Below are 25,790 nucleotides of genomic sequence, written 5' to 3'. Positions count from 1 at the left end.
ATGCAATGGATCGTCATTATCCTGCTCATCCTTTTTATTTACTACTTTTTCATTCGTAAAGGCACCCTCACCCAAACCCTCAAAAAAAGAGAGAAGGGCGAGGTGAAAAAGAGTAGCGATGTGATGCTAGAGTGCGAAAAATGTGGAGTTTATGTGAGCGATAAGGAGGCGATCATCGTGGATGGACGCTTCTACTGCTCCAAAGAGTGCGCGGGGGTGAAGTGATGCTCATCTTTGGACACCCAGCCATTCCTGCGCCCCGCTTTCGCCCTATCCAAGGAATCGACCAAATCGCAGCGATCCCTGCGAGCGAGGTGGTCTATTTTGACGCATCCATGGATGCCAATCGCGCCCTTGGCTGCCATTGCCACCAAGAAAAGGTCGCCTATGCGGTCAAAATTGGGCGAATCAGCGAGCTTCTCCTCTATGCCAATCTAGGGGCTAGCTATGTGATTTTGGAGGATTTTTTGCAGAGCTTTCAGCAGATCGCTGATCACTATCTTCTTGACACCAAGATTCTCGTGACCATCGAGAAGGAATCCCAAATCGAAGAGGTCGCCAAACTGGGAATCGATGGCGTGATTTTTAGCCACTTTTTAGCCTAGAGCCGATACAATCACACTCCACTTTTTGGGGAGATGTCCGAGTGGTTGAAGGAGCACGCCTGGAACGCGTGTAAGGTGCAAGCCTTCGAGGGTTCGAATCCCTCTCTCTCCGCCAGCTTTCACAAACCTCTACCCAATTTCTCTTTTTAAAAAGACTCGCTCTAAGAATCCGAAGCAACCCCCTCCATCCTTGTTTTATTTAGTCCTCTAGCCCTAGCCAACATTACCAAATTTTTACTTTTTTGCATTATCATTCGAGAATAATAGTTTCTTGAAAGAGGGGGATTTGATGTTTAAATCGATGAGTATTGGCACACGACTTGTTTTGGTCAGTTTTCTTGCGGTCTTTTTCTCGCTCGCCACCCTTGTGGCACTCACCACCGCTAAATCTTTTGAAAGCGCCAAAACCAGCAGTGATCTATACCTTCAGAGCGTGGCGCAGAAAAACTCTGCCGAGATTGGTGGATTTCTTAGCGAGGCCCTAGAGAGCGCTGAGATGCTAGCTCAGATCCTTGAAGGAGTCAAAAAAAGCTCATCCACGCTTCCCAAAGGTGCTTTGACAGAGATTCTCCTCAATCTTGTAGAAAAACACCCCAATTATGTTGGCGCATGGATTCACACCGAAAAGAATGCTTTCTACCCTGATGATCCCTCTCTTGCGGGTGATCTCACGCACTCTAGCAAGGGGCGTTTCATGGCTTATGCGGTCAACGATCCAAAGGGGGCTAGATTGGAGCCTGCAAGCGATAACTATGAAACCGAAGCCTACTATGCTCTTCCCAAAAAGCTCCAGCGCTCCATCCTGACTGAACCCTATGTCTATCCCATCGCAGGGAAAGAGGTGACGATGACCACCCTAAGTGTCCCCGTTTTTTACAAAAACGATGTCATTGCCGTGGTGGGCGTGGATATATCGCTAGAAAAATATCAAGAGAATATCGACAAACTAAAGATTTTTGACACGGGTTATGGAATCTTGATCTCTCAAGAGGGCATCCTCATCGCCCACCCCAATCTAGAGGCACGAGGGAAAAACTTCAAAGAGATAGACCAAGACCCAGCGATCGCTGAGATGCTCGAAAAAATCAAAAACCACCAAGAGGCCTTTATCTCTCTCCGTTCCTTTGGAAAAACCTCCAAAGCCGCGCTCAGCCCCATCAAGGTCGATGGCTTTGATCACACATGGGGAGTGGCGATTGTCGTGCCAGAAGAGGAGGTCTATGCCCAAGCTCGCCATCTTAGAAACTTCAGTCTGCTTATGGGAGCACTCTTCTTGATTCTTATCTGTGGCGTCATGCTTTGGTTTGCTAAATCCCTCACAAGGCGTCTTAATGATATCAAAACAGCTCTAGCGCAATTTTTTGCCTACCTCAACAAAGAGGGGGATCGATTCGAGCCTTTGGCGATTCGCCGCGATGATGAGATTGGCACCATGGCTCAAATGATCAATGAAAATGTCGCACGAATCGAATCTTCGATAGAAAAAGATTCGGCTACCGTGCACGAAGCCCTCCAAGTGGTCGAGAAGATCAAGGGAGGCTCACTCAAAGAACAGATCCACTCCACCCCTGCTAACCCCGAACTCAAACAACTCTGCGAACTCCTCAACGAGATGCTTGCCACCCTCAAACAAGGAATCGCCAAAGACCTCAACCAACTCCAAGAGGTGCTAAGCTCCTACGCCAAGATGGACTTCACCCCTTCCCTTCATCAACCTGAGGGCAAAGTGGAACAGGTCGTCCAACTCCTAGGAGAAGAGATCAAGCGAATGCTGACCACCAGCCAAACCCATGCAGATTCTCTCCAAAAGAGCTCCGCCCTCCTCAAAGAATCGATGCAAACCCTAAGCCAAGGCACCAACGAACAAGCCGCTAGCCTAGAAGAGAGTGCCGCCGCTATTGAAGAGATGAGTAGCTCTATGGGAGGAATCAGCCATAGAGCTGAAGAGGTCTCTAAACAGACTGAAGAGATTCGTAATGTCATCATGATCATTAGAGACATTGCCGATCAAACCAACCTACTGGCTTTAAATGCTGCCATTGAAGCCGCAAGAGCAGGAGAGCATGGAAGAGGATTTGCAGTCGTTGCCGATGAAGTGAGAAAACTAGCGGAGAGGACTCAGAAGTCTTTAGGAGAGATAGAGGCCAATACCAATGTTCTAGTTCAATCTGTCAATGAGATGAGTGATAGTATTAAAGAGCAAGCTCAAGGAATCACTCAGATCAATGAGGCTATTGCCCAACTTGACACTGTAACCCAACAAAATGCAGGAGTAGCGGATAAGACGGATGGGATAGCGATGGAGGTGAGCCAGCTGGCCGAAATGATCACCCAAGAGGTGAAGAAAAAACGATTCTAGCTCAAAGGAGCTTCGTGCGCTTCCTCTATTTTCAAAAAATTCTCCAGCTCACCTTCGCCTATGGCTGGATGGGGCTTTTATACGGTTCTCTCTTAGGGTTGTGGCCCAATGAGCTTGGCTACACCCCACCCAAGGCTTTCTCCATCGCGATTCTTCTAGCGAGCACCTTTTTTCTCATTGGGTGGAGCTTCTTTTGGGAGATGCGCCGCCACACCCCCAATCGCAAATATTGGACGATCGTCTTTTTGGCTTTTTTGGGACTGGGGGTCACTTCGCACCACCCCCTGCTCTCTCCCCTCTTTTTTCTCCTCATCCTAGGCGCTATTGCCTACCCTTGCAAGGATTGCATCGCCTACACGAGGATTCCTAAATGATCGAACGCCTCCGCGCACTCAACTCTCTAGGTCGATACTCTGAAGCCCTCAAACTATCCAACGAACTCCTCCAAAAAGAGGAATCGAGCGCTATTTACGCCGAGATGATTATCGCCCTGCTCAACCAAGAGAAGAGCAAGGAGGCGCTAGAGGCTGCCAAGCAATCCCTCTCACTCCACCCCAATGACCCCTATCTCCTCTATCTTCTCTCTGAATCCTTGCGCCGACTCCAGCGACCCAAAGAGGCGCTCTCTGCCCTAGATGAAGCGCTTGCGCTCTCTCCTAGCTCTGGCGCGCTCCACCATCAGCGTGCCAAGATTTTTTGTGACCTCAATCAATATGTCCAAGCCAAACGCGCCATTGATTCCGCCCTCAGCCTAGAGAGCGATGATCCTGATATTCTCTGCACTCTAGCCTTCATCACGCATGCCCTAGACAACACCCTCATTGCGTGCGAGATTCTTCAATCCATTCTCGCTCGCCATCCTCACCATGAACAAGCTCTCAAGCTTTATGGCCTTTGGGGCGAGAGCCGACTAGACCGATACGCGCAAACACTCCGAGGTATCCTCGCTCAAAATCCCCTCGATTCTTTCGCCAATCGGCACTATCGTCAAATCCACCGCTACTATCGTCTCGCCCCTCTTTTGGCTGGAGTTTATCTTCTCTACGCCCTAGGGACTTGGCTTCACATCTGGGAGATTCCCAAGCCTTTTCCTGTTCTCGCGCTTTGGGGTGTGAGCGCTTATCTATGGCGAGATTGGCGTCTCAACCTCCCCTTTTTGCTCCTCGCGCTTCTTCTGCTCTCTCCCCCCAAGAGTCTTGCGGATGGATTCTCTATCTTTTTTGCGGCGATTCTCTATCACTTCATCGGGAAGGCGATAGGAATTCTTCTTGGGATTCTTCAAGAAAAAACTTCTAACCTCATCCAAAAGGCACTCCATGGACGAACCTCTCAAAAATAGACTCACCGAAGATTCGACTCTGAGCCACTTCGAGCCGATGAGTGAACGATACAAGATCACTTTTGCTGAGATTGGTGGATTAGAAAAGCTCAAAAGAGAGGCCAACCTCAAAATCATTCAGCCCTTTAAGAATCCTGAACTCTTCAAGCGCTTCAAGAAGCAAGCAGGCGGCGGAATCCTCCTCTATGGTCCTCCTGGATGTGGCAAAAGCTACTTTGCGCGAGCCATTGCGGGCGAGTGTGGGGCGACCTTTTTCAATGTCGGAATCGATCAGATTCTTGATATGTATGTGGGGAATAGTGAAAAAAACCTCAAACACCTCTTCCAAAGCGCACGCAATGTTAAGCCCGCCATTCTCTTTGTGGACGAGATCGATGCGCTTGGACGCCGCCGAGATCTGCTCCGCCACACCAACATGACCTCCACGATTAATGCTTTTTTGGCTGAGCTTGATGGCGTGGAGAGCGATAATAGCGACCTCCTCATTATTGGCGCGACCAATGCACCATGGGATGTGGATAGCGCCTTTCGCCGCCCCGGACGATTTGATCGCACGCTCTTTATCCCACCCCCTGATGAGCACGCTAGAGAAGAGATCTTTCGCCTGCTTCTAGAGGGCATTCCAAGCCAAAACCTTCATCTCTCCGAGCTCGCCAAGCTCACGCCCCACTTCTCGGGCGCAGACCTCAAGGGCGTGGTCGATCGGGCAGGAGAGGCGGTTATTGAGGAGATTTTAGAGGTCGAGGAGGGGCGTGTGCTTCTTCAAGATGACCTGCTCAAAGAGATAAGCGATTCCAAGCCAACCACCATGGAATGGTTTGAAAGCGCCAAAAATGTGGTCGAATACGCTAACGAAAATGGCATTTACGATGAATTGGCGGACTATCTCCGCCACCATCTTGGCTCCAAAGGCTCAAAAATGGGATTTTTACGCTAGCGTTTTCTTCTGGCGTTGATGATTCCTGAGAGAATCACGAGCATAAGTCCAACACCATAAGCCCAAACCCAAGGCTCATCAAGGAACAAAATCAGCCAAAACGCCGAAAGGGGCGGGATAAAAAAGAGAAACGGGGCAACCTTTGAGGCATCGCCAAGCCTCAGCGCCTCCACCCAAAAAAGATAAGAGATTCCATTCAAAAAAATTCCATTCACAAGAATAAAAGGCCAATCCCCCCACGAGGGCATCTCCCAACTTGAAAAGAGCGAGAGTGCAAGAGAGGAGTAGAGCGTGGCACTCAAAAAATAGAGCGTCACTGCATGGAGAGCCTTGGCTGAGACTCTCTTGCTGAGCACAGAAAAGAGCGCGAACGAAAACGCCCCTAAAAGCACCAAAAAAAGCGCTTTAAAATTGGAAAACTCAATCTCGCTCATCTTCCCTTGACTAAGCACCACCGCCACTCCCAAAAAGCCAAAAAGAAGTGATAGAGCGTGCTTCATGGAGAGCTTCTCGCCCAAAAACCAAGGCGAAAGAATCACAATAAAAATAGGCCATGAATATTGAAAGACCAGCACCTCTAACCCCTGCGCCTCTTTATAGCCAAAGTAGAGCAACCAGTAATAGAAAAAGTCCAAAAACCCAAGAAATGCCAAGAAAAGGAGTGTTTGAAGCGAGTAGCGCCAAAAATTCCCAAGCTCACGACGATAGTATCCCACTCCAAGCAGGGCTAAAAAAGAGAGGAGCGAGGAGAAAAAAAGGTATTGATGGTGGTCAAGATTAGACTGCCCTAGCTTGGCAAAGATCGGAATAAGCGACCAAAGAGTGATGCATAGCGCCACATAGAGAGCGCCTTTAGAGGAGTTAGACAAAAAAGAGCCTTGAAAATGATGGTTTTAGAGAATCGATTCTACTCTATTAATCTTTAGGCTCTTTTTTAAGTTTTATTGATTATTATTTGATAATTTTTATCTTTTAATAAAGGCTCTATATGAACTCTCTCACCATCACCAAAAAACTCTACTTAGGTTTTGGAGCGATCATCGCCCTCATGATGCTAGTCACGATTATCGGTATCCAAAAAGTCAACTTCATCGATGAGACTCTCCGCGAGATCACCGATGTCAACTCTCTCAAACAACGCTACGCGATCAACTTTCGAGGAAGCGTACATGATCGGGCCATCGCCCTTAGAGATGTTGTTCTCACCCAAGAAAGCACCCAAATTCCAACCATTCTTGATGAGATCAAACGCTTAGAGGATTTTTATGCCACCTCAGCCAAGCCCCTAGCGGCCCTCTTTGCTAAGGGCGAGGGGATCGAATCCAAAGAGCGAGAGATTCTACAAAAGATCAATGAAATTGAAAAGCGCACGCTACCCCTTGTGCAAGAGATTATCCGCCTCAAGCTTCAAGGCAATCAAGAGCACGCCCAAACCCTTCTCATGAAAGAGGCGCGCCCCGCCTTTGTGGAGTGGCTAGGGGTGATCAATGAGTTCATCGACCACGAAGAATCAAAAAACCAAAAGGCCACCCCTATCGCTAGAGAGATTGCAGGAGGATTCTCTTGGCTCATGATTTGGCTCTCTTTGAGTGCTCTTGTCATCGGGATTCTGATCGCCTTTTTTATCTCTAGATACCTCACTCGCTCCATTGGAGGAGAACCTAGAGAGGTGGCTCATATTGTGGGTGAAATCGCCAAAGGCGACCTCACCTTCCAAAGCCCTCCTGCCCCCAAAGAGAGCACCCTAGAAGCAATTTTAAGGATGCAAGAACAGCTCAAAGAGGTGGTGGGGCATATCATCTATGCCTCCTTGGAGATGACCCGCAAAATCAAAGATGTTGCTGAAGCCTCTAAGTCTTCCGAAGAGTCAACCAAACGCCAAGAAGAGACCTCCGCCTCACTGGCTCTTGGCATCCAAAAACTCCAATCCACCATTCAAGAGGTCGCCAAGCTTGCCAAGCAGACCCAAGAAAACTCCGCTAGGAGCGTAGAGCTCTCCGAGCGCGGTGCGAGCGCAGCTCAAGATACCGCTTCCAATATGGAGCGAGTCACTTTAGGAGCCAAAAACTCCGCGGCACAAATTCAAACTCTCGACACCCATGCTCAAAACATCGGAGGGAGCGCTAGTCTCATCAAAGAGATCACAGACCAAACCAATCTCTTAGCGCTTAATGCCGCTATCGAGGCCGCTAGAGCAGGAGAATCGGGTCGAGGGTTTGCGGTCGTGGCGGATGAGATTCGAAAGCTAGCTGAGCGCACCGACACCGCCACACAAGAGATCACTCGCATGATTGGTCTTATCCAGAGTGAAACGAAAGAGGCGGTGCTTGGCATGGAAAACATTGTCAAAGAGATTGAAAGGAGTTTTGGTATGGCCAATGAGGCAGCGGAGATTCTCCATGAAATATCCAAACAGGCCGACGATTCTTTCTCCAAGGCTAAAGAGGTGGCTCAATCCTCCGAGCTTCAGACTCAAAGCGCCTCCGCACTCTCACTAGAAGTTGCCCTCATTGCCGATCTCTCCAAAGAGAGCAGCGGCGCGATGAAGAGAAATATTCAGGCCATCGAAGAGCTCTCACGCATCTCCACAGACCTAGAGCATCTAGCAGGCCATTTTAAGGTTTAAATCAAAAAGAGGGAGCTAGAGATCTCCCTCTTTAATCTCTGCCATCGATTCCTTCTCGATGAGCTCTTGTGCCTCTTTGAAAAGTGCCTCTTTGGCCTCCTGCGTGATTCCCCAATCCAAAAGTTTCAGAATAAAGCGAATTCCATTGGCGTTGATTCGCTCGTGAGTGGCGAGATAATGCACCAGCATGATTCGATCAATCTCCTCTAGCGAATAGAGCTTTTTCTCTTTTTCATGCCCGCCAGGAAGCAATCCCCTCTCCTCATACATCCGCATGGTTCGAGGCTTGGTCTTAAGAATCTCCGCCACCGCGCTCAAAGAGGCGATGGGTATATTTTTTTTGACGATGGACACAGCGGCTCTCCGATTTTTTGGCGGAATCTTACCACAAACCATGAAATTTATTGGCCTTTTTTAAGCGGATAGACACCCTTTTCATCGTGCACCTCATTCCCTTGAAGAGGAGGATTAAAGACACAGATCAGCCTCATCTCCTCGCTTGCACTCAAATAGTGCTCATCGTGTTTGTCGAGCGCATACATCACCCCCTCTTCAATCAAGAATCGTTCGCCGCTTGGGATAAGCTCCACCTCTCCCCTGCCTTGAACACAAAAGACCGCTTCGAGATGATTTTGGTAGTGGATGTGCGTCTTGGTTCCCGCCAAAATAATCGTCTCATGAAAGGAGAATCCCATCCCCTCTCCAGCCAAAAGATAGCGCCTTGAAATCCAGTGGCCATTGGGTGCAAAAATCTCTCTAGGGGTGCCTACAACCTCTTCTTTGGTTTTAACGATCACCAAACACCTCCCCCATCCTCGCCTCTCTCTCGCGCAAAACCTCGCCAATCGCCTCTTTAATGATTCCTAGCCCCTCTCTAAGCGTCTCCTCTTCGATAATTAGTGGCGGAAGAAATTTGAGCACCGTATCGCTTGCTCCTGCAAGCTCAATCACTAAGCCTTTTTGGAAACAGTTCGCCGACACCTCTTTAGCCATGCCACTCAAAGGAATCTCCAATCCATAGATAAGCCCCCTTCCGCGCGCGCTCATCCCAAGCTCAGGAAAAGCTTGAACAAGAGCTTCAAGCCCCTCTTTGAGGATGGCAGAATTATGCTTCACCCATTCGCCAAGCACACTATCGCTCCAATACTCAAGCGCCTCTTTGGCTGCAACAAAAGCGAGATTGTTGCCCCTAAAGGTGCCCGTGTGCTCGCCAGGCTTCCATTGGTCAAGCTCAGGCCGAAGCAATACAAGCGCGAGAGGCAATCCTCCTCCAATGGACTTCGAGAGGGTGATGATATCAGGTCGGATTCCCGATTCTTCAAAACTGAAAAATCGTCCCGTTCGACCATTTCCCACCTGTATCTCATCGACAATCAGCAAAATATCAAAATCCCGACAAACCTTCTCAACACTCCTTAGCCACTCATCTCTAGCCACATTCACTCCGCCCTCTGCCTGTATTGTCTCTAAAATGATGGCCGCAGGCAGATCCACGCCACTGCTCCCATCTTCCAAGAATCGTCGCAAATAGAGACTCGTGTCCACCTCTTCTCCAAAATAACCATCAAAGGGCATAAAGGAGACATTGGCTCGATTAACAAACGCCTCATCGCGATAAAAGGCATTCCCTGTCACCGCCATGGAACCCATCGTGAGCCCATGGAAAGCATTAGTGAAGGCAATGACATTGGAGCGCCCCTTCACCATCCTAGCCAACTTCAAAGCGCTCTCTATAGCATTCGTGCCCGTGGGGCCCGTGAATTGGACTTTGTAATCCATATGACGAGGCTCCAAGATCGTCTCGCTTAGCGTCTGTAAAAAGGCTTTTTTGGCGCTTGTGGCCTTATCTAGCCCATGCAAAATTCCATCATTTTGGAGATAGGCTATCATCGCTTCGATGATTTTAGGGTGATTATGGCCGTAGTTGAGCGTTCCTGCTCCAGCAAAAAAATCGATATAAGCTTTGCCCTGCTCATCATAGAGATACGCCCCCTTGGAGCGCTCAAAGATCACAGGAAAAGATCGAATATAGCTCCGCACTTGAGATTCTAACTGTTCAAAGATTCGCATGATTTGCTCCTTGGACGCCAAGCGCCTCGCTAGAGAAGGGAAGCGTGATGAGCCACTCCTCCTCGTGGGCCTCTTGAGCGCTTAATAGGGCACCCTCAAGGAAATTTTCCTCAATCCAAACCACCTTCCACTCTCTACCTAAGGCATGAAAGAGTGCTTTAGAGGCCAAGTTACTAGGAGTGTAGGTCGCCTCAATGGCTTGAATACAGTGTCCCTTGCGCTCAAGATTCTTCAAAATGGCTTCAATCGCTCGTTTGGCGATTCCTTTTCCTCGACTCTTAGCCTCAATGGCAACTTGCCAAACGAAGAGACGCTCAGGCGCTCTTGGCCTCAGATAGCCGATGACCACTCCCTTGATTCTCCCCTCCTCTTCATACACGATGGAAGAATCAAAAAAGTCTCGCCCTATGAGGGCATAACAGTATGGAGAGTTGATATCTAGGGGCTTGCATCGCCCTATCAGCTCCCAAATTTTTTTAGCATCCTTAATGCTTGGCGGTCTAAACATGACAACTCCTTAGAGGATTTTTACGACGAATCGCTTTTCATTGTCACGTTTTTAATTTTAAAGTTACATAAAATATGTAAATTTTTTACTCATATCTTGAAATAAAATTGTATTTATTTGGAGATTTTGTAGCCTATTTGAGGAATATTTTCTATCGATTCTTGTCCGATTTTTTTACGAAGACGCAACACAAGATTCTTCAGTGCCGAATCGCTCACCACCCCTTCAGGGTAGAGCCACTCTTCGAGCTGTTCTTTGGAGAGCACCCTCCCTCTGTGAGCCAAGAGAAGCTCCAAAAGCCTCGCCTCGCTAGGAGTGAGAGGGCATCTCTCCTCTCCCTTGATCACCACACGCTCCTCTTTGTAAAAACCAAGATTCTCCCCGAAACATTCTACTCTGCCATAGAGTCGATCCAAAGCCTCTGCCATCCGCCCCAAAGAGGCCATGAGCACCTCAAACTCCACGGGTTTGATGAGATACTCTCCTAGCCCTAAAGGAATCGCCTTAAGAAGAAAATCCTCATCCTTGTGCGCGCTTAAGACCGTGATGGGAATATGGGTGTCTTGCTGGCGAATCTTGGAGATGAACTCTAGAGCATTGCCATCCTCTATGCGAATATCTGAAAGAATCGCATGAATCTTCTCCCGCTCCAAAAGCTCCAGCGCCCCCTTCATGCTTTTGGCATGAAAGACTTGGGCAAAGAATCGCGAAAGGAGCTCTAGCATATGGCGAGCAAAGGTCTCGTTATCCTCCAAAAAGAGGAGATTGAATCTCTTTAGTGACTTCATTAAAGTGTCACGACAAACTGGGCGCCCTCGGCGCTATTTTGAGCGCCAAGACTCCCTCCGAGCCGCTCGATGATTCCCCTAGACATATAGAGCCCAATCCCCGCTCCTTGGCGTGAAGAGACAAAGGGGGTGAAGAGCTTCTCTAGTGTCTCTTCGCTCATCCCCCCGCCGCTATCGCTCACGCTCACGATCGATTTCCCCTCTCTAGAAGCGACATGGACGACCACGCGTCTAGGCGCTTGAGCGGGAAGATGAAGAAGCGCATCTTTAGCATTGGTGAGGAGATTGAGAATCGCTTGGGCGTATTGATTGGGGTTGCCATAGGCCTTGGGATTGCCCTCGTTTTCGATGGTGAGGGTGATCTTATGATAGTGATAGGTGGCATCAATGATTCCGATGGCTTGATGGATCGCATCCATCACATCAAAAAAGCTGTTTTGGGTGTTTGGCTTGTAGAACTCTTGAAAAGTCTCCACTGTATCAGACATGAATTTCAAAATCTGTTCGGTCTTCTTGAAATCCTCGCGCAGACCCTCTTTGGAGAGCTCCTCTTGGAGAACGATTTGAGAGAGGTGATTGAGATTGATGGAGCTAAGCTCAGAGAGGGGTTGCTTCCACTGGTGGGCAATATGCATGAGCAGCTCACCAATGGCCGCCTGTTTGGATTGTTGATAGAGCACCTGATCTTTAAGACGGCTCTTTTGGATCTCCTGGGTAATCCTCTCCTCTAGGCGTAGCTGATAGCTACGAAGCTCCAAATGGGTGTCCACCCTAGAGATGAGCTCAATGGGGTTGAAAGGCTTGGTCACATAATCCACCGCCCCGCGCTCAAAACCCTCTTTGATATCGCTCTCGGTGGTCTTGGCGGTGATGAAGATAATGGGGATAGAGCGGGTCGCCTCCTCGCTCTTTAGTCTCCGGCAAACCTCATACCCATCCATCTCAGGCATCATAATATCCAGCAAAATGAGATCAATCTTCTCATTTTTCACGATCTCTAGCGCCTCTTTTCCGCTTAGAGCAGGAATCACATCATAATTTTTGAGGATTCCCATGAGGATATCGACATTGACCTCGGTGTCATCCACCGCCAAGATAGTCGCTTCATGAGCGCTCATTGGACGCCTCCAAGATTTTTGATGCTCTAATCTTATCCAAAGAGAGTCTCAAAGCGGTCTCCACAAGGGAATCTGAGACCGCTTTGAGACTCTCTTTGGATAGAATCAAAGTGGATATCTTTAAGCAACTCCCCCAAAGGATTCCCTGATGAAAAAACTCTTCGCCCTTGTGACCCTACTGCTCCTAGGCCTCACCCTCCATGCCTCTACCCAAAAGCTCTCCCTTCGCCTCCAGTGGAAACACCAATTTGAATTTGCCGGATTCTACACAGCCATCGAGAAGGGCTATTACCAAGAGGCGGGTTTAGAGGTGGAGCTTAAAGAGTATGAGAATGGAGTGAACATCATCCAAGAGGTTTTAGAGGGAAAGAGCCACTTTGGAATCTGGGGCTCAGGAATCATCAAAGAGCAGATGGAGGGCAAGCCTATCTTGCTCCTAGCCAACTACTTCAAGCGCTCACCCCTAGCCATCGTCACCTCCCCTGAGATCAAAAGTCCAGGCGATCTCAAAGGTAAACGCCTTATGCTCTCTGAGGTCAATATCGATAGCGCCAACTTCACCCATATGCTTCAAGGCTTTGGGCTGAGCATGAAAGATATTCAGATTCTCTCCACCAGCTTTAACATCCACGATTTCATCGATGGCAAGGTCGATGCCTACTCCATCTTTCTCACAAATGAGCTCTTTGATCTTCAGCGCCTTGGTGTGCGCTACAACATCCTTGATCCCAGCAACTACGGCGTAGAGCTCTATGATGAGAATCTCTTTGGCGCTAAAGAGTTTGTCCTCAAAAATCCCACTCTTGTAAAGCGCTTCATTGATGCGAGTAACCGAGGCTGGCAGTATGCGCTTGATCATCCCGAAGAGATCGTTGATCTTATTCTAGAGCGCTACAACACCCAAAACAAGACCAAAGAACAGCTCCTTTTTGAGGCGCGCGAGACCGCTAAGATGGTGCTCTCTAGAAGCTACCCTATCGGAAGCATCGATCCTCACAAGGTGCGAAAAATCGGTGAAATTTTTGCCGAGGCGAGACTCGCTCCCCCTGCTAAAGATTACGCAAGCTTTCTTTTTGGGCAGATTCGAACCTCTTTAGACCTTACCGAAGCTGAGCGTGCCTACATTTTGATGCGCCCCACCCTTCGCGTCCAAAACGAGAGTGATTTTGCCCCGATGAACTATCATAGCGATGGGGGCCAGCCCGCAGGATTCTCTATTGACTACATCAAACTCCTCGCCTCCAAGGTGGGTCTCAAGGTCGAATATGTGAGCGGCCCGACATGGAGTGAATTTCTTCAGATGATGCGCGATGGGCGACTGGATGCCATGGTCAATATCGCCAAAAGCCCCGAGAGGGAGGAGTATCTTCTCTTCACCTCGCCCTACTCCGAGATCATCAGTGCGGTTTTTACCAAGGATTCTCGCGCTCAAGAGTTTAGCTCTTTAAATGATCTTAAAGGCAAAAAGCTCGCTGTAGTGAAGGGCTTTTTTGAAGAGGCCCTTTTAAAGAAGCACTATCCAGAGATTGAGATGGTCTTTGCCGAAGACACCCTCTCCGCTCTTAAAATGGTCGCTTTTGGCAAGGCTGATGCCGCGATCAACTCGCTTCAAGTGGGGAATTTCTTGATCAAAAAATCGGGTCTAAGCGGAATGGCGCCCGCTTTTGAAGTGCAAGACCCTCAATTTCGTGTCAATCTCCATGTCGCCACCTCCAGCTCCAATTCTACCCTCCGCAACCTCCTAGAGAAAGCCAAGGAGCAGGTGAGCGATAGCGAACTCCTTCTTCTTACAAGCAAATGGTTCCTCCAAGGAAACGCCCCCGACAAGGAGAAACGCATCACCCTAAGCGAAAAAGAGCGCGCCTACTTAAAGGCTCGCTCCACCCCCTTCACGCTCTGCGTCGATCCCCTCTGGATGCCCTTTGAGAAGCTCGATTCCAAGGGTAATTACGAAGGAATCGCCGCGGATTTGCTCAAAATTGTTTTTGAGCGCACAGGAGTGGAGGCCAAAGTGCTCCAAACCAAGGATTGGGTCGAAACCTTAAACGCGGTCAAAAGTGGTCAGTGCGATATTTTGAGCTTCTCCAATCAAACCCCCGCTAGAGAGGAGTGGCTACTCTTTAGCGATCCTCTTTTTCAAGACCCCAATGTCTTCATCACGCACGCCGATCACCCCTTTATCACCAATCCAAAGAGCCTAGAGGGCAAAACCATCGTCCTGCCCAAAGGCACCTCCATCGAGGAGTGGGTGAGACGAGACTATCCTTGGCTTAAACTTATACTCGTAGAGACCGAGGAGGAGGTGTTTAAAGCACTTCTAGAACGCAAGGCCGATCTCTCGATTCGCTCCCTCACGGTGGCGGCCTATACGATCAAAAAAGAGGGTCTCTTTAGCCTTAAAATCGCTGGCCAACTCCCCGAAAAGGATAACCACTTCCGCATGGGAATCAAGCCAAAAGAGCCTATCTTGCGGGATATTCTCAACCAAGGAATTCACACCCTCACCCCTGAAGAGATTGATCGAATCGCCAATAAATTTGTCTCTGTCAATATCCAAAAAGGATTTGACTACTCCCTCCTTTGGAAGATTCTCATTGGGATGGCGGGAATCTTTGTGGGATTTTTCTATTGGAATCGCAAACTCACCGAATACAACAAAGCCCTCCAAGCTGCCAAAGAAAAGGCTGAAGCCGCCACACAAGAGAAGTCCAACTTCTTAGCCAACATGAGCCATGAGATTCGCACCCCCATGAACGCCATCATCGGAATGACCTATCTCGCCCAGCAGACCGACCTCACTCCTTTGCAGCGCGACTATCTCCAAAAGATCGAGGGCTCAGCCAACGCGCTCCTAGGGCTCATCAATGACATTTTAGACTTCTCCAAAATCGAAGCAGGAAAGCTAGAGATTGAGTGCATCGATTTTGACCTGCATAGTGTGATTGAGCATGTGAGCACGCTGGTTGAGCTCAAAGCCACCGAGAAGAATCTCGAATTTGTCGTCTCTTATGATCAAGGGATGAATATGAATCTTCATGGTGATCCTCTGCGTCTAGGGCAGATTCTCACCAATCTCGCCAACAACGCCATCAAATTCACCCATGAGGGCGAAGTGGGAATCTACATCACCAAACAAGAGCTCCATCGCTATCGATTCGAGGTGAGGGACACGGGTATTGGACTGAGTCCTGGGCAAAAAGAGAAACTCTTCCGCTCCTTCTCGCAAGCCGACACCAGCACCACACGCCAATATGGCGGCACGGGGCTTGGGCTTGCCATCTCCAAGCAGCTTGTGGAGATGATGAATGGCCGCATTTGGGTGGAGAGCGAAGAGGGCAAGGGGAGTAGCTTTATCTTTGAGATTGAACTCAACGAGCAGGAGAACGCCCCCAAAGAATCCAAAGCCTTCTCCCACAAACATGTCCTTATCGTGGATGACACCCCCTCATGGCAGAAGATTCTCGCTCGATTGCTCAAAGGATTCCATATCGAGGTGAGCGTGGCTAGCAGTGGCGAAGAGGCGCTTAGACTCATCAAAGAACAGCCGGGGTTTTATGACCTCATCTTGATGGATTGGAAGATGCCCCAAATGGATGGAATCGAGACCACCAAATTAATCAAAGAGAGCTGCGAGACCCCACCCCCCACCATCATCATGGTGAGTAGCTATCGCCAAGAGAACATCGTGAATGCCGCCAAAGAGCAAGGAATCAATGTCTTTTTGCAAAAGCCCATCAACCCCTCGCTCCTCTACAATGTTCTTTTGGAGATTTTGGGTGAGGGAATCAAGCAAAGCGGCGTGCAAAAAGCCGATTCCCACTCGCTCAAAAATGAGCTTACCACGCGAGCGGGCAGCCAGATTCTGCTTGTGGAGGATAATGCAATGAATCGCGAGATCATCATGGGGATGCTCCAGCCCTTTGGAATTAGAATCGATATCGCCCAAAATGGTCAAGAGGCGGTGACGCTCTACCAGGAGAATCCCAAGCGCTACGAGCTCATCCTCATGGATATTCAGATGCCCGTGATGGATGGCTACGAGGCGACCAAGATTCTCCGCGCCCAAGGGGCGAATCTCCCCATCATCGCCCTCACCGCCAACGCGATGAAAAGCGATATTGAGCGCACCAAAGCCGCAGGCATGGATGAGCACCTCAACAAACCCATCGTGGTGGAGAAGCTCTTTGGAACGCTTCTTGCCCACCTCACTCCCAAATGCGCGCCCCAAGAGAATCCCTCTCTCGCCCCCCAAGAGCTTCAAAGCTCCACTCTACCGACACTCGTTCACACCGATACCCTCAAAGGTATCGCTCATCTTGCAGGCGATGAGGCACTCTATCGCAAACTCCTCAGGGATTTCATCGAGCATTATGAAAACCTAGAGATAGAGCCTGCAAGCCAAGAAGGAGCACGAATCCTTCACACGCTCAAAGGGTTGAGCGCCAATTTGGGCATGGATGAACTCTCTAGGCTCGCCAAAGAGTGCGAAGAGAATCCCTCTCTCACCTCTCTCGCCTCTCTAACCCAAGCCCTGAGCCAAGCCCTCCAAGAGCTGAAAGAGAGCGGGATATTGAGCGATTCCACCCCTTTGATTCCTCAAATAGCCGCTCCAGAGGGAAGAGTGGAAGAGATTTGGAGTGAGCTTGGCTCGCTCCTCCCCAAGCGCCGTCCGCCTCTATGCAAACCCCTTTTAGAGGAGCTAGAGGGCTATGCGCTCAATGAAAGGGACCGAGCGCTTTTTGAACGCCTCAAACCTTTAGTAGAGCGATATAAATTCAGTGAGGCGTTAAAGATTTTAGAGGAGAGACTATCATGAGCCACAAACCCACTATTTTAGTCATAGACGACACCGAATCCAATCTTGATATGCTGATGGCGATTCTTAAAAATTATGATGTGATTCCTGCTCTAAGCGGAAAAGAGGCGCTAGAGATCGTGAAAAATGAGAAAATTGATCTCATTTTGCTTGATATTATGATGCCCGAGATGGATGGGTATGAGGTTTGCCGGAGACTAAAGAGCGAGGAGGCGACCCGCTCTATCCCCATCATCTTCATCACCGCTAAGACCGATGAAGAGAGCATCGAGCTTGGCTACTCCATCGGGGGAATCGACTATGTCACCAAGCCCTTCAAACCACGCGAACTGCTCGCTAGAGCCAAAACACAGCTCGACCTCAAGGGCTACCAAGAGAGCTTGGAGGCCCAGGTGGAATCAGAAATCTCCCAGCGCCTCGCCCAAGAGAAAATGCTCATCCAAAACGCCAAACTCGCCGAGATGGGTGAGATGATGGGGGCTATCGCCCACCAGTGGAAGCAGCCCATTTCAGCCATCTCTCTCTTTGTGATGAATCTAGAGAGCGAGGCGGAGCAAGGGAAGCTCTCCCTTGATTCCCTACGAGAAATGGTGAGCAAGATCAACCACCAGCTTCTCTTCCTGTCTGAGACCATTGATGACTTTCGTCACTTTTTCAAGCCCGATAAAGAACGTGTGCTTTTTGACCTCAAAGATGAGGTGAAGCGAGTGATCGATATTCTCGCCCCCCAGCTACTTTTGCACAAGATCGAAGTGAAATGCGAGATAGAGAACCACCTCTTAGAGGGCTACAAAAATGAATTCAAACAGGTGGTGCTCAATCTCATCAACAACTCCAAAGACGCCATTATAGAGCATGGAATCGAAGGGTTTATTCGCCTCTACTCAAGAATCGAGGGAGAGTTTTTGGCGCTTTATGTGGAGGATAACGGGGGAGGAATCGCCCCTGAGATGCTGAATCAAATCTTCACCCCTCATCACAGCACCAAAGGCGAGGCGGGCACGGGGATTGGACTCTCGCTGGCTAAAAAGATCATCACCGAACATCACCAAGGGGAGATCAGCTTCAGCAACACCGACCAAGGAGCGCTTTTTAGAGTCGCCCTCCCCAAGAGCTATCGACTCTTTAAAGAGTAGCTCTCTGAGAGAGGAAATCATCAAAGGCTTGGGAAGAGAGCGGAGGGGCAAAGTGATACCCTTGAAAGAGGGAACATCCAAGCTTATGTAGGATCTCCACCTGCTCAGCGTTCTCCACAAACTCCGCGATAAGCGAGAGGTGGAGCTCTTTGCAGAGCGTGGCGACTGAAGCGACGATTCCTCTAGAGTTGGCATCGCTTAATATATCTTCCACAAGCACCCTATCGAGCTTGATGATCTCCACGCCAAACTCTTTGATATAAAAGAGCGAGCTCGCCCCCATCCCAAAATCATCAATCGCCAGCCTCGCTCCAAGCGCTTTGATCGCCATGAGCCCCTCGCAAATCTCTTGGGTCTGGGTGAAGGCCGCCGTCTCGGTCAGCTCAAACTTCACCCCCTTAAGATCAATCCCCTGCTCTCTTGCTAAGCGCTCGATCTCTTGGGGAAGCTGAGGATTCTCAATCTGCGCCACGGAGAGGTTGAGCGAGAGCCAAAGGTCCCCCTTTCCCTCTCTCTCCCACTTCGCCTTCTCCTTAAAGCCCGATTCGATGATAAAGCTCCCTAACCCATCCATGAGCCCCGCCTCTTCGGCCAAGCGAATTCCAAGAGGAGGCGGAATCATCCCTTCTCGCTCATGCCTCCAGCGAAAAAGCGCCTCCGCCCCCACGACCCTTCCGTCATAGGCAACCTGAGGTTGAAAGAGCACAAAAAGCTCTGAAGAGCGCCTCAAGAGAGCGCTGGATAGATCACCCACCAACTCCCTAGAGAGGGCTCCTCGCTCATCTTTAAGGGAAAGAATCGAGACGCTTTGATCGATTCTCCCCTCGCTCACCTCTATCGCCAGTGCGTGCAGAACCCCTTCGCTGCTCTGATGACGATAGCGTTCATACGCCACCACAAAAGGGAGATAGAGAAAAAACCCTAAAATCAAATTGACTCCCTGCAGAATTGATCCTGCCAAAGAGCCTGTCGCGATGTAGCCTCCAATAAAAATAGGAGTCGTCCAACTCACCTCATGGGTAACAAGCGGCACCCACCCCATCTCCATCGCCAAATAGGAGGTGGAGAGAAAGAGCAAGGGGGCAAGTAGAAAGGGAATCAAGAAAAAGGGGTTGAAGATGATGGGAAGCCCAAAAATTAAAAGCTCGTTGATGTTAAAGAGCGCAGGAAGAAGCGAGAGCTTGGCCAAATGTGCCGTCCCGCCTCGACTTCCTTTGAGCCAAAGTGCGATGAGCAGAGAGAGCGTAGCGCCTGTGCCCCCCACATGGACAAAGACCTCAAAAAACTCTCGCGTCAAAATCCACTCAGGCAATCCTCCTAGAGAGATCAGCTCTTGATTCATCGCCCTAAATGCCCCAAAAACCTCCAGCATCACAGGCTCCAAGAGATTGTTCCCATGGAATCCGCCAAACCAAAAGATTGATACCCCCATCTGATACAAAACTCCCGCCAAATAGAAGGGCAGTCCGCTCAAAAAGTCCGACACGGGGGCAAGATTCACCTCGCCTGAGAGGTAGCTCCCCCCAAGCGCCTTCAATAGCGCCACTATGACAAAGACCCAAAAAGCGGGCTCAATGAGTTTGAGCATCCCATGGAATAGATCATCGGGGTTGTGGGTGTAGAGTCGGAATCGAATCAGGCGATGGCGGTAGAGCCATAGAAATAGATAGCTGACGAGGAGAGCAAAATTGATGGAGAGAAAGAGTCCCTGATTGCTAAGGAGCGTGAGCCACTCCGAGGAATCGCTCCCAATAAAGAGCAGATAGCTCCCCAGCACCACCAAAATCGCGGCGATGTGGCTAGAGGATTCGAGGCTTTTATCCGAGGAGAAGATCGCATGCGAGACCCCGATGAGCACCGTCAGCGAGATAATGGAGAGCGTGCCATGACGAATCCCCCTAAGGATATCGCCCCACAATCCGCCCCATGGGAGACTCACCCCTTTGAAAGATTCCAACAGGGGGAAATTGAGCAGCAAGGTGCAAATCGCCCCGATAAGAACCAATGGAAGACTATACATGAGCCCTTGTCGTACCGCTTTTAGCAGAGACCACTCCGAAAGTCTCGTGGCAAGCAAGACTCCCTGTTTCACCCAATCATGCACTCTAAGACCCTTTTTGGCACACCCAAGCTAAACTCTAGCCTAGGCACCCCCTAGTTTTAAAACGAAAACTCTTCAATCGCCTCTTCTTGGAGCATCTTTTGATACATCGCCTGCAACACCCTAAGAAGCGTCTCTTTCTCGCTTGGATCCACCTCAAGAAGCAGAGAATCGGTGATCTCTAACCCGATACGCTCCAGCTCGTTTTGGATAGAGAGCGCCTTGGGCGTGGCTTCGATGAGACTGGCACGCTTATCCTTGGGGTGGGGCTTTTTGCGGACATAGCCATGGCTCTCCATGCGCCTTAGCGTGAGGGTGATATTGGAGGGCTCCGTGAAGGTCTTTTGACAAAGTTGCTGCTGGGTCATCTCGCCAAATTCAAAAAGCCGCAAAAGAATCAATCTCTGCTCCGCCGTCAAATCATAGGGTTTAAGCCTTTGATTCATACGATTTTTTAGCTTGTGGTGGATACGACCGATCCAAAATCCCGGAGAGTTTTTCAGATAAGTGTTCATGAGTTAATCTAATCCTTTTTGGCGATTTTGACCCAGTTCCCCTCGCCAGGAACCACCTTCACCCGCTCACCTGCCTCAAAGCTCTCTCCTTTAGGAGAATCGTATCGCCACAAAGTCCCGCGGAATTCGACCATCCCGCCCTCTTGCACGATTCCTTCCCCCTCTTGGAGTAAAAACTCATCCTTGATCACCTTGGCTCCTTGGGAGAATCGCTTCTGAAAAAGAATCATGAGCCCAAGTCCGATCAATAGCCCAATGATGGCTTGCGCCATCCATGCTTGTGACCCAAGCATCCAGCCAATCCCTCCGCTTAGCGCCAACCCCAAGCCATACCACAAGAGATAGAATCCCCCCACAAGGAGCTCTAACCCCAAGAGGATCACCCCAACGATAAAAACCCACACCTCCCTACTCCGACTTGAGGGCAGAGAGGGGGTTTTTGCCCTCTTTGAGCATTCCACCCAAAATCGTGAGCGAACCAATCAACTCAGTGGCTTCATAGGGAACGACCACCTTGTCTTTGCTTGGATTCTTGGCTAGCTCATTAAAGGCGGCGATTCGATCTTTGGCGAGCATAAACTCCGCCGCCTGCGGGTGATTCTTCATGGCTTGAGTGATTAGCTCCATCGCCTCTTTTTGCGCCTCGGCCACGGCTTTCACTTGAAAAGCCTCAGCCTGAGCTAGACGCTCAATCGCTTCGGCTTTGAGGAATTGCTCTGCCTTGTAGGCCTCTGATTTTCGGATCACCGCCTCTTTGTCGGCTTGTGCCTTAAGCTCAATGGCGCGCTTCTCCCGCTCCGCCTTCATCTGCATGCTCATCGCATTTTGAATCTCATCGGGCACGGCAATGTCGCTGATCTCAATTCGGGTCACTTTCGTTCCCCAGTTGGCTCCCGCCTCATCCAAAATCAGCAAGATTCTAGAGTTGATCTTCTCACGATTGCTAAGCACTTCATCCAAAGCCATGGAACCAATCTCACTCCTTAGCGTGGTGAGGGCGAGATTGGCCACGGCGACTTGATAGTTGGTGACATTATAGGTGGTCTTATAGGCATCCACGATCGCCATGAAGACGATTCCATCGATTTGAATCGTCACGTTATCGCGAGTGATCACAGGCTGGCGCGGGATGTTGATGATGTGCTCTTTACTGCTGAGCACCACCTGCACACGATCAATAAAGGGGATGATGAGGTGGAATCCTCCGCTAAGTGAGCGGTAGAACTTCCCTAGCCTCTCGACAATATGAATCTCCGCCTGAGGGACGATCAAAACGCCTTTATAGATGAGAATCACAATGAATGCGGCCAGCGCCATGAAAAGGATTTCGCTTGGGAACTCTGCCATTTTAGACTCCTAGTGTAGATGATAAAAATATTATAACCCAAGACTCAGCGCTTTTTGGTAGGATTCTGCACTCTAGAACTCACGAAGGAATCTTATGAATCTTGACACTGTCCACTTCTCTCTCCCCATTCTCTGCACCTTTGGGGTCTATATCCTCATCATGCTCTACATTGGCTTTTACTTCTACCATCGCACCCAAAACACCGAAGAGTATTTTCTCGGCGGTCGTAGCCTAGGGCCTGCGGTGAGTGCGCTCTCTGCGGGTGCATCCGACATGAGCGGCTGGCTGCTCATGGGGCTTCCTGGGGCGCTTTATGTCGGCGGGATCGCCCAAGCCTACATCGCCATTGGTCTTATCATTGGCGCGTTCATCAACTGGAGCTTTGTCGCCAAACGCCTCCGAGTCTATACAGGAGCGGTGGCCAACTCCATCACTATTCCTGACTATTTTGAGACGCGCTTCTCCGATGATTCCCACACCCTAAGAATCCTCTCTGCGCTCATTATTTTGGTCTTTTTCACCATCTACACCTCTTCAGGACTCGTGGGAGGAGCGAAACTTCTAGAGGGAACCTTTGGGCTTGACTACCACTACGCCCTCGTGATTGGCTCGCTTATCATCGTCAGCTACACCTTTTTTGGAGGCTATCTCGCTGTCTGCTGGACGGACCTCATTCAAGGACTCTTGATGATGAGCGCCCTCCTTGTGATTCCCGCTGTGATGCTAGGACATTTAGGCGGGATGGGCGAGGCACTCTCCATTGTTGCCTCCATCGACCCCGCCAAGGTATCCATGGGCTCAGGCGCAACCTTCCTTGGAGTCATCTCTTCGATGGCATGGGGGCTTGGCTACTTTGGACAACCCCACATTTTGGTGCGCTTCATGTCGATTCGATCCGTCAAAGAGATCCCCTTGGCGACTTTCATTGGAATCTCATGGATGATTCTTAGCCTTTTGGGGGCTTGCATGCTTGGATTCCTAGGAATCGCCTATGTCGAAAAGTTCCAGCTCACGCTACGCGACCCTGAGCAGATATTTATCGTCATGAGCCAACTCCTCTTCAATCCTTGGGTGAGCGGAATCTTGCTAAGCGCGATTCTAGCCGCCATCATGAGCACCGTGAGCTCCCAGCTTCTAGTGAGCTCCTCTACAATCGCGGAGGATTTCTATCGCAAACTCTTCCACTCCGAAGCTCCCACCAAGCTCATCATGCGCTTTAGTCGCGCTTCGGTTTTGATCGTCGCCCTCATCGCCTTCATCATCTCCATGGATAAAAACTCTAGCATTCTCAAAATCGTCGCCTACGCTTGGGCGGGATTTGGAGCGAGCTTTGGAAGCGTCATCCTCTTTTCGCTCTTTTGGTCGCGCATGACGAGACTTGGGGCGATTCTAGGGATGCTAAGCGGAGCGGTCACGGTGATCCTTTACAAAAATTTTCTCTCGGTCTATTTTGAAATCTATGAGATTGTGCCGGGATTCCTCATCGCTAGCCTAGTGATTGTTCTAGTAAGTCTATTCCAGCCCGTGCGTGAAGGCACCAAAGAGGCTTTCACTAAGATGCAAGAGGAGCTAAAAAAACTTTGATATTGATTCCCTAGGGCGTTTCCGCCCCAAGGGAATCCCACCTTCCTTAAAACCTCTTCTTCCTCACCTCTTCAACCATCCCCTCTGCCATCTTAGAGACCTCTCTAGCTATCCCATCCGTCTTATCCGCTACTCCTGCATTTTGTTGGGTTACAGTATCAAGTTGGGCAATGGCTTCATTGATCTGAGTGATTCCTTGAGCTTGCTCTTTAATACTATCACTCATCTCATTGACAGATTGAACTAGGACATTGGTATTGGCCTCTATCTCTCCTAAAGACTTCTGAGTTCTCTCCGCTAGCTTTCTCACTTCATCGGCAACGACTGCAAATCCTCTTCCATGCTCTCCTGCTCTTGCGGCTTCAATGGCAGCATTTAGAGCCAGTAGATTGGTTTGATCGGCAATGTCTCTAATGATCATGATGACATTACGAATCTCTTCAGTCTGTTTAGAGACCTCTTCAGCTCTATGGCTGATTCCTCCCATAGAGCTACTCATCTCTTCAATAGCGGCGGCACTCTCTTCTAGGCTGGCGGCTTGTTCGTTGGCTCCCTGAGAGAGAACCTCCATTGATTCTTGCAGGAGTCTGGCCTGTTTCTCCATGGAGTGTCCTGAATCAAGAGAGCTTTGGAGCATCTTAGTGATCTCTCCTCCTAGATAGTTGACCCCTTCAATCAAAGAGGCGACTTCTCCTTTGAGTCCTCCTTTTTCCATCCTCTCCCTAAAGTCATTCTCAGCGTAGCTCTTTAGAAGAGAGAGGACTCCTTGGAAGTTTTGATTCAAAGAGGCAAGCATCTCATTAAGAAGCTCTTTGAGTTTGAGGAGCTGAGGATTATCAGGGAGGGAGTGGATGGCTTGGTTGAGATGACCCTCTTTGATTCTATTGACCACCATAAGAGTCTCTTGGACGGTCTCTGTGTCCTCTAGCAACCCTTTTTGGATACGCTTGATGTTTTCATTGATCGCTCCAGCCATCTCTCCAAACTCATCTTTAGAGGAGAGATTGATGAGCTGTGCCTCTTTGGATTCTCTTGAGAGGAAAGAGAAGAAGGAGAGGAGGCCGGATTTGACTAGGGCGAGTGCGTGAGTGATATTTTTAATCACAAGCATTGACATTAAAAAGGCAATCGCCAACCCCACGATGATGATCACCAAAATGCTATACCTCATCCCCTCATAGAGCTCATTGGTCTCTTTGTCGGTGATGGAGAGATTCTCCTCGTTAGAGGCGACAATCTGCTCCATGAGCTCCTCGCATCTATCCATGTGGATTCTGGCTTCATTTTGAGAAATTTTGGTCGCTTGATCGTTCATCCCCGCCCTTGAGAGCTCCAAGACCTTCTCGACGGTCTGGCTATATTTTTTGAATGACTCGGCGCACTCTTTGACTTTTATCCGATTCTGCTCACTCACCAATCCCTCTAAAAGCTTTAGTTGCTTGGCGATCTCTTCCTCTTTTTTGCGATAGTTTCTCTCACGCTGCTCTAGCTGCTCTTGGCTCTCAGAGAGGATATGATTCTTCTCTGTTCTTTGGAGTTGCAGCAGATTAACCAGCAAGGATTGCGATTCGGCTATCCTTGGAACATTCACCTGCACAATGGTCGTGATAGAGCTATTCAAAAGATCCGCCCCTGATAACCCCCGCCAGCCAATACCCCCCGCCACCAGCGCAAAAACCGTTACAATAACGACGATTTTTGTTCTCACTTTCCAATCTTGAATCCATCCCATGAATAGAGCTCCTTTGATTTTTTCATCCGCATCAATTTTGTCAACCCAACCCTCTGGAGAAACGCTATTTGAAGAGAACGAAGTGTTAATAATAGAGACCCTCATGTTATGCTCCATGCATGATTCAGCGTGCAATTCCCTATAGGGAATTGCCTAAAGATTCCCTATCGTTAATACTTCGTCTTATTGCAATCATAAGCGTGACAAG

General features: G+C 49.4%; 23 protein-coding genes and 1 tRNA gene. 11 read left to right on the top strand and 13 right to left on the bottom strand.

The features are described 5' to 3' along the window. From WS_RS04155 to WS_RS04125, 7 genes are all read left to right on the top strand, one after another. Window positions 1-225 carry a PP0621 family protein gene (locus tag WS_RS04155; protein WP_011138772.1) on the top strand — a complete coding sequence of 75 codons (225 nt, stop codon included), beginning with the start codon at window positions 1-3 and terminating at the stop codon, window positions 223-225. Continuing rightward, window positions 225-605 carry a hypothetical protein gene (locus tag WS_RS04150; RefSeq protein ID WP_011138771.1) on the top strand — a complete coding sequence of 127 codons (381 nt, stop codon included), beginning with the start codon at window positions 225-227 and terminating at the stop codon, window positions 603-605. The genes WS_RS04155 and WS_RS04150 overlap by 1 nt, the downstream gene beginning before the upstream one ends. Before the next feature lie 27 nt (window positions 606-632). Then, window positions 633-720 (top strand) — tRNA-Ser (locus WS_RS04145). 174 nt (window positions 721-894) lie between these two features. Continuing rightward, window positions 895-2,964, top strand: a complete 2,070-nt coding sequence (locus WS_RS04140; RefSeq protein ID WP_011138770.1) for a methyl-accepting chemotaxis protein — start codon at window positions 895-897, stop codon at window positions 2,962-2,964. 14 nt (window positions 2,965-2,978) lie between these two features. Then, entirely contained in the window at window positions 2,979-3,338 is a 360-nt protein-coding gene (locus tag WS_RS04135) for a hypothetical protein (RefSeq protein WP_011138769.1), read from the top strand. Next, window positions 3,335-4,303: a tetratricopeptide repeat protein gene (locus tag WS_RS04130; protein WP_011138768.1), complete on the top strand. Its 969-nt coding sequence runs from the start codon at window positions 3,335-3,337 to the stop codon at window positions 4,301-4,303. The genes WS_RS04135 and WS_RS04130 overlap by 4 nt, the downstream gene beginning before the upstream one ends. Continuing rightward, window positions 4,281-5,240: an ATP-binding protein gene (locus WS_RS04125; protein ID WP_011138767.1), complete on the top strand. Its 960-nt coding sequence runs from the start codon at window positions 4,281-4,283 to the stop codon at window positions 5,238-5,240. Before WS_RS04130 ends, WS_RS04125 begins: the two co-directional genes overlap by 23 nt. On the opposite strand, the gene WS_RS04120 is transcribed toward WS_RS04125, so the two are convergent. Then, window positions 5,237-6,109: a DMT family transporter gene (locus WS_RS04120; RefSeq protein WP_011138766.1), complete on the bottom strand. Its 873-nt coding sequence runs from the start codon at window positions 6,107-6,109 to the stop codon at window positions 5,237-5,239. The two genes, WS_RS04125 and WS_RS04120, sit on opposite strands and share 4 nt — an antisense overlap. A 119-nt stretch (window positions 6,110-6,228) precedes the next feature. Between WS_RS04120 and WS_RS04115 the strand changes: the two genes are divergently transcribed. After that, complete coding sequence (locus WS_RS04115) at window positions 6,229-7,866, top strand: methyl-accepting chemotaxis protein (RefSeq protein ID WP_011138765.1); 1,638 nt, start codon at window positions 6,229-6,231, stop codon at window positions 7,864-7,866. 15 nt (window positions 7,867-7,881) lie between these two features. On the opposite strand, the gene WS_RS04110 is transcribed toward WS_RS04115, so the two are convergent. The 7 genes from WS_RS04110 to WS_RS11205 all read right to left on the bottom strand — a co-directional run bounded on the left by WS_RS04110 (window position 7,882) and on the right by WS_RS11205 (window position 12,459). Then, window positions 7,882-8,220 (bottom strand): MerR family transcriptional regulator, encoded by a 339-nt coding sequence (locus WS_RS04110; RefSeq protein WP_049770643.1) that lies wholly within the window; start codon window positions 8,218-8,220, stop codon window positions 7,882-7,884. Between the two features lie 47 nt (window positions 8,221-8,267). Continuing rightward, window positions 8,268-8,663, bottom strand: a complete 396-nt coding sequence (locus WS_RS04105; protein WP_011138763.1) for an ectoine synthase — start codon at window positions 8,661-8,663, stop codon at window positions 8,268-8,270. Further along, window positions 8,653-9,936 (bottom strand): diaminobutyrate--2-oxoglutarate transaminase, encoded by a 1,284-nt coding sequence (gene ectB, locus WS_RS04100; RefSeq protein ID WP_011138762.1) that lies wholly within the window; start codon window positions 9,934-9,936, stop codon window positions 8,653-8,655. Before ectB ends, WS_RS04105 begins: the two co-directional genes overlap by 11 nt. Then, on the bottom strand, window positions 9,923-10,444 hold the full coding sequence (gene ectA, locus WS_RS04095) for a diaminobutyrate acetyltransferase (protein WP_011138761.1): 522 nt from the start codon (window positions 10,442-10,444) through the stop codon (window positions 9,923-9,925). Before ectA ends, ectB begins: the two co-directional genes overlap by 14 nt. A gap of 113 nt (window positions 10,445-10,557) precedes the next feature. Beyond that, window positions 10,558-11,232 (bottom strand): response regulator transcription factor, encoded by a 675-nt coding sequence (locus WS_RS04090; protein ID WP_011138760.1) that lies wholly within the window; start codon window positions 11,230-11,232, stop codon window positions 10,558-10,560. After that, window positions 11,232-12,350 carry a sensor histidine kinase gene (locus tag WS_RS04085; protein ID WP_011138759.1) on the bottom strand — a complete coding sequence of 373 codons (1,119 nt, stop codon included), beginning with the start codon at window positions 12,348-12,350 and terminating at the stop codon, window positions 11,232-11,234. The genes WS_RS04090 and WS_RS04085 overlap by 1 nt, the downstream gene beginning before the upstream one ends. Beyond that, entirely contained in the window at window positions 12,337-12,459 is a 123-nt protein-coding gene (locus tag WS_RS11205) for a hypothetical protein (protein ID WP_269763966.1), read from the bottom strand. Before WS_RS11205 ends, WS_RS04085 begins: the two co-directional genes overlap by 14 nt. 39 nt (window positions 12,460-12,498) lie before the next feature. Here WS_RS11205 and WS_RS10585 point away from each other — a divergent pair, with 39 nt between their 5' ends. Both WS_RS10585 and WS_RS11120 read left to right on the top strand, forming a co-directional pair. Next, window positions 12,499-17,166 (top strand): ABC transporter substrate-binding protein, encoded by a 4,668-nt coding sequence (locus WS_RS10585; protein ID WP_011138758.1) that lies wholly within the window; start codon window positions 12,499-12,501, stop codon window positions 17,164-17,166. Beyond that, entirely contained in the window at window positions 17,163-18,302 is a 1,140-nt protein-coding gene (locus tag WS_RS11120) for a sensor histidine kinase (RefSeq protein ID WP_011138757.1), read from the top strand. The genes WS_RS10585 and WS_RS11120 overlap by 4 nt, the downstream gene beginning before the upstream one ends. Here the strand turns inward: WS_RS11120 and WS_RS04070 are convergent. The 4 genes from WS_RS04070 to WS_RS04055 are packed head-to-tail and all read right to left on the bottom strand — an operon-like array spanning window position 18,292 to window position 22,265. After that, window positions 18,292-20,406: an EAL domain-containing protein gene (locus WS_RS04070; protein ID WP_011138756.1), complete on the bottom strand. Its 2,115-nt coding sequence runs from the start codon at window positions 20,404-20,406 to the stop codon at window positions 18,292-18,294. The genes WS_RS11120 and WS_RS04070 overlap by 11 nt on opposite strands. A 56-nt stretch (window positions 20,407-20,462) precedes the next feature. After that, window positions 20,463-20,918 carry a MarR family winged helix-turn-helix transcriptional regulator gene (locus WS_RS04065; RefSeq protein ID WP_011138755.1) on the bottom strand — a complete coding sequence of 152 codons (456 nt, stop codon included), beginning with the start codon at window positions 20,916-20,918 and terminating at the stop codon, window positions 20,463-20,465. Window positions 20,919-20,926: 8 nt separating this feature from the next. After that, complete coding sequence (locus WS_RS04060; protein ID WP_011138754.1) at window positions 20,927-21,322, bottom strand: NfeD family protein; 396 nt, start codon at window positions 21,320-21,322, stop codon at window positions 20,927-20,929. A gap of 4 nt (window positions 21,323-21,326) precedes the next feature. Next, window positions 21,327-22,265, bottom strand: coding sequence for an SPFH domain-containing protein (locus tag WS_RS04055; protein WP_011138753.1), 939 nt, complete (start codon window positions 22,263-22,265; stop codon window positions 21,327-21,329). 94 nt (window positions 22,266-22,359) lie between these two features. Here WS_RS04055 and putP point away from each other — a divergent pair, with 94 nt between their 5' ends. Continuing rightward, on the top strand, window positions 22,360-23,850 hold the full coding sequence (gene putP, locus WS_RS04050; RefSeq protein WP_011138752.1) for a sodium/proline symporter PutP: 1,491 nt from the start codon (window positions 22,360-22,362) through the stop codon (window positions 23,848-23,850). A gap of 46 nt (window positions 23,851-23,896) precedes the next feature. Here the strand turns inward: putP and WS_RS10580 are convergent, their stop codons facing one another. After that, entirely contained in the window at window positions 23,897-25,582 is a 1,686-nt protein-coding gene (locus WS_RS10580; protein WP_011138751.1) for a HAMP domain-containing methyl-accepting chemotaxis protein, read from the bottom strand. Between the last annotated feature and the right edge of the window lie 208 nt (window positions 25,583-25,790).

This window comes from Wolinella succinogenes DSM 1740, assembly GCF_000196135.1.
Lineage (GTDB): Bacteria > Campylobacterota > Campylobacteria > Campylobacterales > Helicobacteraceae > Wolinella > Wolinella succinogenes.
Note: the sequence above shows the minus strand (reverse complement) of the source record. Positions and strands in the feature narration are given on the sequence as shown.

What these genes read in the sequence shown, in the direction of transcription:
- WS_RS04085 (WP_011138759.1), bottom strand. Translation starts at nt 12,350, where the DNA reads ATGAGCGCTCATGAAGCGACTATCTTGGCGGTGGATGACACCGAGGTC.
- WS_RS04150 (WP_011138771.1), top strand. Translation starts at nt 225, where the DNA reads ATGCTCATCTTTGGACACCCAGCCATTCCTGCGCCCCGCTTTCGCCCT.
- WS_RS04155 (WP_011138772.1), top strand. Translation starts at nt 1, where the DNA reads ATGCAATGGATCGTCATTATCCTGCTCATCCTTTTTATTTACTACTTT.
- WS_RS10580 (WP_011138751.1), bottom strand. Translation starts at nt 25,582, where the DNA reads ATGGGATGGATTCAAGATTGGAAAGTGAGAACAAAAATCGTCGTTATT.
- WS_RS04055 (WP_011138753.1), bottom strand. Translation starts at nt 22,265, where the DNA reads ATGGCAGAGTTCCCAAGCGAAATCCTTTTCATGGCGCTGGCCGCATTC.
- WS_RS04125 (WP_011138767.1), top strand. Translation starts at nt 4,281, where the DNA reads ATGGACGAACCTCTCAAAAATAGACTCACCGAAGATTCGACTCTGAGC.
- WS_RS11120 (WP_011138757.1), top strand. Translation starts at nt 17,163, where the DNA reads ATGAGCCACAAACCCACTATTTTAGTCATAGACGACACCGAATCCAAT.
- putP (WP_011138752.1), top strand. Translation starts at nt 22,360, where the DNA reads ATGAATCTTGACACTGTCCACTTCTCTCTCCCCATTCTCTGCACCTTT.
- WS_RS04140 (WP_011138770.1), top strand. Translation starts at nt 895, where the DNA reads ATGTTTAAATCGATGAGTATTGGCACACGACTTGTTTTGGTCAGTTTT.
- ectA (WP_011138761.1), bottom strand. Translation starts at nt 10,444, where the DNA reads ATGTTTAGACCGCCAAGCATTAAGGATGCTAAAAAAATTTGGGAGCTG.
- ectB (WP_011138762.1), bottom strand. Translation starts at nt 9,936, where the DNA reads ATGCGAATCTTTGAACAGTTAGAATCTCAAGTGCGGAGCTATATTCGA.
- WS_RS04065 (WP_011138755.1), bottom strand. Translation starts at nt 20,918, where the DNA reads ATGAACACTTATCTGAAAAACTCTCCGGGATTTTGGATCGGTCGTATC.
- WS_RS04130 (WP_011138768.1), top strand. Translation starts at nt 3,335, where the DNA reads ATGATCGAACGCCTCCGCGCACTCAACTCTCTAGGTCGATACTCTGAA.
- WS_RS10585 (WP_011138758.1), top strand. Translation starts at nt 12,499, where the DNA reads ATGAAAAAACTCTTCGCCCTTGTGACCCTACTGCTCCTAGGCCTCACC.
- WS_RS04090 (WP_011138760.1), bottom strand. Translation starts at nt 11,232, where the DNA reads ATGAAGTCACTAAAGAGATTCAATCTCCTCTTTTTGGAGGATAACGAG.
- WS_RS04115 (WP_011138765.1), top strand. Translation starts at nt 6,229, where the DNA reads ATGAACTCTCTCACCATCACCAAAAAACTCTACTTAGGTTTTGGAGCG.